The 8,165-nt window shown below is 35.3% G+C and carries 8 protein-coding genes; 2 read left to right on the plus strand and 6 right to left on the minus strand.

The window, feature by feature from the left end; genetic code table 11:
• Positions 1 to 16: 16 nt before the first annotated feature.
• The 4 genes from ACP5FO_RS07985 to ACP5FO_RS08000 are packed head-to-tail and all read right to left on the minus strand — an operon-like array spanning position 17 to position 2,101.
• A complete protein-coding gene (locus tag ACP5FO_RS07985; protein WP_092129053.1) occupies positions 17 to 274 on the minus strand; it encodes a hypothetical protein in 258 nt (85 codons plus the stop codon).
• 33 nt (positions 275 to 307) lie between these two features.
• Positions 308 to 1,450, minus strand: a complete 1,143-nt coding sequence (locus ACP5FO_RS07990) for a cofactor-independent phosphoglycerate mutase (RefSeq protein WP_428157330.1) — start codon at positions 1,448 to 1,450, stop codon at positions 308 to 310.
• A 4-nt stretch (positions 1,451 to 1,454) separates the two neighbouring features.
• Complete coding sequence (locus ACP5FO_RS07995) at positions 1,455 to 1,844, minus strand: secondary thiamine-phosphate synthase enzyme YjbQ (RefSeq protein WP_092129049.1); 390 nt, start codon at positions 1,842 to 1,844, stop codon at positions 1,455 to 1,457.
• Between the two features lie 38 nt (positions 1,845 to 1,882).
• Positions 1,883 to 2,101 carry a hypothetical protein gene (locus ACP5FO_RS08000; protein ID WP_272978891.1) on the minus strand — a complete coding sequence of 73 codons (219 nt, stop codon included), beginning with the start codon at positions 2,099 to 2,101 and terminating at the stop codon, positions 1,883 to 1,885.
• A gap of 146 nt (positions 2,102 to 2,247) precedes the next feature.
• Between ACP5FO_RS08000 and ACP5FO_RS08005 the strand changes: the two genes are divergently transcribed.
• Together ACP5FO_RS08005 and ACP5FO_RS08010 are read left to right on the plus strand one after the other, a co-directional pair.
• Positions 2,248 to 2,895, plus strand: coding sequence for an FmdE family protein (locus tag ACP5FO_RS08005; RefSeq protein ID WP_428157331.1), 648 nt, complete (start codon positions 2,248 to 2,250; stop codon positions 2,893 to 2,895).
• A 7-nt stretch (positions 2,896 to 2,902) separates the two neighbouring features.
• Positions 2,903 to 3,646 (plus strand): sulfite exporter TauE/SafE family protein, encoded by a 744-nt coding sequence (locus ACP5FO_RS08010; RefSeq protein WP_428110560.1) that lies wholly within the window; start codon positions 2,903 to 2,905, stop codon positions 3,644 to 3,646.
• 284 nt (positions 3,647 to 3,930) lie between these two features.
• Here the strand turns inward: ACP5FO_RS08010 and ACP5FO_RS08015 are convergent, their stop codons facing one another.
• Both ACP5FO_RS08015 and ACP5FO_RS08020 read right to left on the minus strand, forming a co-directional pair.
• Positions 3,931 to 6,966, minus strand: a complete 3,036-nt coding sequence (locus ACP5FO_RS08015) for an efflux RND transporter permease subunit (RefSeq protein WP_428157332.1) — start codon at positions 6,964 to 6,966, stop codon at positions 3,931 to 3,933.
• Position 6,967: 1 nt separating this feature from the next.
• Entirely contained in the window at positions 6,968 to 8,050 is a 1,083-nt protein-coding gene (locus ACP5FO_RS08020) for an efflux RND transporter periplasmic adaptor subunit (protein WP_092129043.1), read from the minus strand.
• Between the last annotated feature and the right edge of the window lie 115 nt (positions 8,051 to 8,165).

Genomic DNA, 8,165 nt, shown 5'->3' on the forward strand with positions numbered 1-8,165 from the left:
AATTCAAAAACAAACCTTAAACTTCTATATCAATGTGTTTTTTACTGCTTTTTGGAGTATTTTCTTGAGCTTTTGGCTTTTGATGTTCGCTAATATTTGGATTTTGAGAATTTTGAGCGTTTTCTACTTTTGTGTTTTCTTCTTCTTGTTCTTTTTTGTGTGCTATTCGCTTTACACTGTCTGCCTGGGCTGCTTGAAGTAGCAGGTTATTGTTTACGTTAGACTGAGTGTAGGAGTTTAATATAACACTTTGCATATCAATTGGGCCTACCATTTGCCACTCCTATTTGGCTTTGGGGCATTTTTATTATGTATCTTTAAAAAAGAATTTTCCAAATTCTGTACCGTTTTCCAAAAAGATACCGATTTTGCCTAAATCCTCGCAATATTTTTTTGAGCCAGACTGTCCATGCCAGATGGCAAAAGGCACCGGATCGCTTGTGTGTGTTTTTAGACTAATTGGTGTGGGATGATCTGGCAAGCATGCAATTTTTAAATCAAATTCTTTAGCAAATTCAATTGCTGGTGCTGCTATATTTTTGTCAAATAATTCAATAGCTTTAATCTTTAGCTCTAAATCTCCCATATGCCCGGCTTCATCTGGTGCTTCAATATGCACATAAGCAAACCCAAGCTCTTTTAAAGCATTGTAGGCAGCTTTCATTTTGCCGCCGTAGTTTGTATCAATAAAACCAGTTGCACCTTCAACATAAGGCGTTTCAAGTTTTAATAACTTGCCTATGCCTTTCATTAGATCCACCGCGCTTATAACTGCGCCATCAATGCCGTAAACTTCCCTATAGGATGGTGCTTTTGGCGCTTTGCCTTCCCCCCAAAGCCAGATTGCATTTGCTAATGTATTATTTATCGGATTTTTTAGGATTTCTTTAGCCATTTGCATGATGTTTATAAGCTCGTTTCTAGCTTCTCCTTTTGGTAGGTAATCGTTTATATTTTTGTCTGTAATATCGTGTGGTGGTGTAGTAGAGTCTGTTTTGCCATTTTTCCAAATCATTAGGTTTCTGTAGCTAACCCCTGCAAAAAATTTGATATTATCAAGCTTTAATTGCTCGTTTAACAAATCAATAAGTTTTTTTGCATCATCTGAGCTAATGTGTGATGCGCTAAAGTCTTTCATAATGTCATTTTCTATGGTTACAAAGTTGCATCTGTAGGCTACATCATCTGGGCCAAGTGCAATATTTTTGGCAAGCGCTTCAATTGGTGCTCTTCCTGTATAGATTTGTTTTGGGTTATATCCTATTGCACTTAAATTTGCCACATCAGAGCCAGGCGGCAAACCGTCTGGTACAGTTTTTAAAAGCCCCACTGTGCCACTTGCAAGTTTATCCATGTAAGGTGTGTTTGCATATTCAAGGGGTGTTTTATTGTCAAGTTCTTTGATTTTGTAATCTGCCATGCCATCGCCTAATAAGATCAAATATTTCATAAATTCATCCTTCTATAAACTTTACATAAACGCTTCGATTGCGTGGACCATCAAATTCTACAAAAAATATTTTCTGCCAAACTCCAAGTATAATTTTTCCATTTTCGACTATTACTTCTAATGAAGTGCCAATTAGGCTTGATACAATATGCGCATCAGAGTTCCCTTCAATATGTAAAAAGCCAGCATTTTTGGGTATCAGTTTTTGCAGGTGGTTTACAATATCTAAACTTACATCTTTATCGGCGCCTTCGTTTATTGTGATAGCTGCGGTTGTGTGAGGCACAAATATAAGACAAATACCATTTTTTTTGGGTAAAACCTGCTGGATTTTATCTGTTATATTTAACAGGCACTTGTGACAATCAGTTTTTATATTGATTTTTTCTAACATATTTTAATACTAATCACTTTTTGCAAAAAAGTCAATGTTTAAATATGGACAAATTCTAAAATTTTGGCTTTTAAAAAAAGAAAAAAGATAATTTGCCTGTCTTTGAATTTTTTAAGTGCAAGTAATGTTTTTTTGATGTTATTTAATCGTTTTAAGCCGTTTTTTTGCAGCGTACTTTCAAGTTCATAAATTTCGCTTTGTATATCAAAATTTTTAAGTATCATTTGTATAATTTGTTTTTCAAATTCTTCTCTCATATCATTCTTTAAGCTATATGGTTTTTATTTCATATTTGTGACTCAATTATGAAATAATGTAAATATTTCTAATTAGTTTATGCTATCTTGACAAATTTTTAATTTTGGTTATATTACTATAACAAAATATATCTGGAGGTGTTTCGATGAACGATTTTGAAAAATTGGTAGATCAACTAGGTTTAGATGAAAAAAGATCAAGGCTTCTTGCATCAAGCCTTGCAATTCATGGCCATGTATGCGGTGCTATGCCGCTTGGCTTTATAGCAGGCGAAGCTGCACTAAAAGCTTTAGGTGTAGAAAGAGAGCAAAATATGGATAAATTTGTAATTCTTGAGTCTGGAGACAATCATGCAGCAGGCTGTTTTGCAGATGGTGTGCAGTTTTCAACGGGCGCTACATTTGGCAAAGGGCTCATGAAAAAAGACCCAAAAGGTAAGTTTGCTTTCTTGCTAATAGACAAGCTAACCAAAAAAGCTGTGCATGTACGTATAAAAAATGAAGTGATAAAAAATGCGTTTAATTCACCGTTTATTACAGAGTTTAGAAAAAAAGGGATAAAGCCATCTGACATACCATCTGAGATTGCTTTTGAGATGCTAAAAAAACCTTTCAATACGCCTGTTGGAGAGCTTATTGAGATTAAAGGTCCATTTGAATATGACTTTTTTGAGCCACCCGCAACATTTAACCTTGTAGAATGTGAAGTATGCGGTCAGTTGTGCGCAGAAAATTACGCAAGGATTGAAAACTCTAAAAAGGTTTGCCTTGAGTGTTTTACTTACTCAAAGTGAGGCTTAGATGCTGACTTTAATACTTGGACCCCTTCTTATATTTATATTTACAATCTTTTTAACTGTAGCGGGTTTAGGCGCAGCGTTTATTGTAATTCCTACGCTGTATTATCTGGGTATTCCACTAAAAGAAGCTATGGCTATTGGACTGCTTCTTAATGCTGTGAGTATGAGCTTTGCAAGTATAGGCTACATTAAAAATCACCTTGTAAATTTCAAGGCAGCCATCCCTATAATAGTTTTTGGGATTGTATTTTCACCGCTTGGAGCATACAGTACAAAGTATTTTTCAAAAGAACTTTTGCTTTTGTTTTTTGTATTGTTTTTACTTTTTGCCGGTACAATGATGTTGTTTTACAAACCAAAGCAAACTGGGCAAAAAAAGGTAAACGATTGGGCACTGGGAAGTATTTTAGGAGTTGGCGCAGGATACCTTGGCGGTTTGCTTGGCGTTGGAGGGGGAAACTTTATAGTGCCTGGACTGGTTTGGAGTGGCTTTAATCCAAAAAATGCATCGGGCACCACCGCTTTTATTGTAATATTTTTGTCTTTTGCGGGCTTTTTGGGGCACATTGCAATTGGCAAAATTGATATTGTGCTGTTGAGCTTATGTATTGCTGCTTCAATTGCAGGTGCTTTGGTAGGTTCTTGGGCAATGACCACAAAATTGAATGCCAATCAGGTAAAAAAAATTATAGCTATTGTTTTGTATGTTGTAGCAATAAAGATGATTTGGGGACTTCTAAAATAATTTATTGCGCGAAGTCTTTTTGTCTTTTTGGGAACGCAAAAAAGCGTTTGAAAGAGTCTTTTATAATTATATAGAAAGGGACTCTTTGCTACCACTTAACAATGACACATCCCCCTTGTCATTCTGAGGAGCGCGTTAGCGCTAGCGAAGAATCTACCTAGCAACCATTATAAAGTAAATGGGATTCTTCGCTAGCGCTTCAGAATGACGAAAAAGACACTTCAGGATGACTAACTTCGCTTGCACTTTAAGATGACAAAATTTGCGTTTGAGTATACTTTTTTTTACGTAGTTTTGTTCATATTTTTACCAATAATCAAATACACTGTAGGTACAATAAATATTGTTAAAAAAGTACCTATGCCCAGACCACTTGCTATTACAAGACCTATATCAAACCTGCTAACAGCACCTGCGCCTGTTGCGGCAAGCAACGGGACAACGCCAAAGACCATTGCAGCGGTAGTCATTAAAATTGGGCGTAGCCTAATTTGAGCAGCTTGCTCTATAGCTTGTCGTTTTTTAACTCCCTGATTTTGCAAGTCATTTGCAAATTTTACAATTAGTATACCATGTTTGCTAACCAGACCGATTAATGTAACCAGACCAACTTCAGTATAAATATTAACAGTAGCAAACCCGAGACTTAAAAATATTAATGCACCGGTTATAGACATAGGAACGCTAATTAGTATTATGAGCGGATCTACAAAACTCTCAAATAATGCTGATAAAACAAGATATATTATTACAAGTGCAAAGATAAAGGTAATGAGCATACTCGAGCCTTCCTGGACAAATTGGCGTGATTGTCCAGAAAAATTGTAAGTATAACCTTGAGGAAAAATTTTTTTTGATAATTTTTCTAAATAATTAAGTGCCTGACCAAGCGTTACGCCTGGCTTCATTGTAGCAGATATAGTTGCGCTATTTTGCTGGTTAAACCTGTTTAGAGCTTCGGGGACAGTGCTTGTTTTGATGGTAATAATGCTTGATAATGGTACCAGCTGGCCGTTTGAAGCACTAATGTAATAATTTTTTAGGCTATTTTGATCCAGTCTGTATTTTCCAGGTACCTGCGGTATGACTTTATAACTGTAACCTTGCATGCTAAACCAGTTTATGTAGTTTTCACTTAAAAGCGTAGAAAGACTATCACCTATTGTTTGCATATTTATTCCCATACTTTGAGCTTTGCTTTTATCTATTTTTATATCTATTTGAGGCTGGTCATATTTAAGATCGCTGTCCATGAAAGCAAAAAGACCGCTTTTCATAGCTTGAGCAATAAGTTCATTTGAGACTTCATACAGTTGTTGGTAATTTGATGTTGTTGTTATTACAAATTGAACTGGCAAACCCTGAGAACCAGGCAAACTTGGCAGAGGAAAAGCAACAATTTGCAAACCAGGTACTGTGTTTAATTTTTGCTGCAAATAAGGCATTATTTCCATTTGTGTTTTTTTGCGCTGGTTCCATGGCTTTAGCATAAATCCAGAGATTAGAGCGTTGTTTGATGAGCCAAAACCCAATGCCATAAAGTACTGCTGAAGCTCGGGGAATGTTTTGTATATTTGCTCAATTTGCTTTGCGCTTTTTGTAAGGTCATTGAGTGTAGCTGTTGGTGCGCCTGTGCCTTGGACAAATATTACACCTTGATCTTCTGTTGGGGCTAGTTCCGATTTGCTTGTAATAAACAAAAAATACGCGCTTGTTAGCACAACAACAATAACAAACACAACAACGGGCTTTGAATCCAACACTACTTTTAAAATTTTTGAGTATAGTTTGCGCACCGCTTCAAATTGTTTATCTAAAAAGTGAGAAAAACCTTTTTTTGTTGTTTCTTCTTTTAAAAATTTTGATGCAAGCATTGGAGATAGTGTCAGTGCTACAATACCAGATATTACAACATCGCCAGCCAATGTAAAGGCAAACTCTTTAAACAAAGCACCAGTTAGACCACTCATAAAGCCAATAGGTAAAAATACGGCAACAAGTGTTATTGACATGGCTAAAATCGGTACTCCAAGCTCTCTAGCTGCTAAAAGAGATGCTTCAAGACGGTTTTTGCCTTCACTTATGTGTCTATCAACATTTTCAACAACAATTATAGCATCATCTACCACAAGACCAATAGCTAAAACCATAGCTAGTAATGTTAGAAGGTTTATAGTATATCCAAGCAAGAACATCATAAACATACCGCCAATTATAGATAGTGGTATTGCAATAACAGGAATTATAACGCTTCTGTATGAGCCCAAAAACAAAAATATTACGGCAATAACAACAATTAATGTTTCTAAAACTGTTTTTACTACTTCATCGATTGATGTTCTAATGTAGGTTGTTCTATCGTATGCAACTTTCATTTTCATTGCGCTTGGTAGCTGGCTTTGTATTGATGGCAGTATTTTATAAATATTGTCTACAACTGTTAGGGGGTTTGCCGTTGGAGTAGTAAATATACCAAGCACTATTGCTTCTTTGCCGTTAAAAATATTTGTTGCTGAGTAATTTACAGAGCCTAACTCTACTTTTGAAATGTCTTTTAAGCGTATTAGCGTACCATTGTAATTGGCTACAACTAAATTTTTAAATTCATCAACTGTGTGCAAATCAGTTGCAGTAGATATATTTATTTGAATGTATGGGCTTTTTGTGTAGCCTGTAGCAGAAATGTAGTTATTTGCCGAAAGTGCCTGATAAACCTGCAGGGGTGTTATGTGAAATTCAGCCATTTTTGTAGGGTTTAGCCAGACGCGCATTGCAAATGTTTTGTTACCATAAACCATAACTTGCCCAACGCCATTTACTGCTTGAATTTGAGGTACTATAACTCGGTTTATATAGTCAGTCATTTGAGATGAATTCATACCGTTTGAAGTAAATGCAAGATACAAATACGCAACATTTGTAACGCTTGTTTTTGTAATAACGGGCAACTGTGCCTGCTTTGGCAACTGATTTAAAACAGAGTTTACTTGGGCTAATACTTCGGATAATGCAGCGTTTGGATTGTAGTTTAGTTTCATATAAACATTTATTGTGCTAATGCCTTCCTGACTTGAAGAAGTCATATAATCAATTCCTTCTGCTGAGGCAATTGCGCGCTCAAGTGGTGTTGTTATGAACCCTTGCACAACATCAGCGCTTGCACCAGGGTAGGCGGTTTGAACCGTAATTAGTGTATCTTCTGTTTTAGGGAATTGTCTTATACCAAGCTCACTTATTGATCTTAAACCCAAAAATAAGATTACAAGGCTAATAACAACCGATAAAACAGGTTTTTTAATGAAAATATCAGTAAATTTCATTTTAATAGTCCTTATCTATAGACTCAATAATTACGCTTGAACCATTTCTCAGTTTTAGCTGGCCTTGAGTTACAACCATCTGGCCACTTTTTAGGCCTTTTAGAATAACCACTTTGTTGTTTTGAGTCTGACCTGTTTTGACATACACCGTATTTGCAATATACTCATTGCCTTTTTTTGTTACAACATATACAAAATCACCATATGGATTATAGGTAATTGCTAAAGCTGGCACAACAACCACATTTGGTATTTTAGGCAATATAATGTTTACCTTAACAAACATTCCAGGTTTTAGCAGGTTGTCTTTATTGTTAACAATAGCTCTTATTGTTGCATTTCTTGAAATATTATTTATGTTTATACTGATTGTTTTTATTTTACCTATTATGGTTTTATTTGGATCTGAATCGGTATGAATCTCAATTTTTTGACCTACACCGATCTTTCCCAAATCATTTTGAGGCAGTGTGAAATCCACATAAATTGGATCAATCGTATATAAAGAAACAATTGGTTGACCGGGGTTTACATATTGACCTACACTTACATACCTCATACCTAAAATGCCTGAAAATGGAGCTTTTATGGTCATTTTGTCAATTATAGATTGAGTTTGAGCTATTAAAGCCTGAGTTTGCTTTAATGCCGATAGTGACTGTATGTAAGAAGCTTTTGAAGAAGCGTTTTTTTCATATAATTGCTTATACTGAGTGTAGTTAAATTCATCAAGAATTAGTTGGGCTTTGTATTGTTCTAACTGGGCTTTTTGTGTGGAGTCGTCCAATTTAGCTAGTATCTGGCCTTTTTTTACAGATTCTCCCGAATCAAAGTAAATCTTTTCAATCTGACCGCTCACCTGTGTTGTTGCGTTAACAGAATCAATCGATACAACATTGCCAATGGATTCCAGGTAGGGCTGATAGTTTTCTAACTTTGAGTATGCAACACTTACATATACTTTTGGGGTACCATGCATCATTTGAGCTTGTTTTAGTTTTGAGGCCATATAAGCTTTAAAACCAAAAATACTGCCAAAGATTACCAAAAGCACTATAAAAGCAATTAAAAAACGCTTCCACATAGTTTCTCCTTTTGAGTTTTAAAATTAATCAACCGTATAATTAATACATTTTATAAAGAAAAAGTCAATAATTTTATTAAATTTGAAATAAAAATTTAATTCTCTATGCCAAAAT

This window comes from Desulfurella sp., assembly GCF_049977265.1.
Classification (GTDB): domain Bacteria; phylum Campylobacterota_A; class Desulfurellia; order Desulfurellales; family Desulfurellaceae; genus Desulfurella.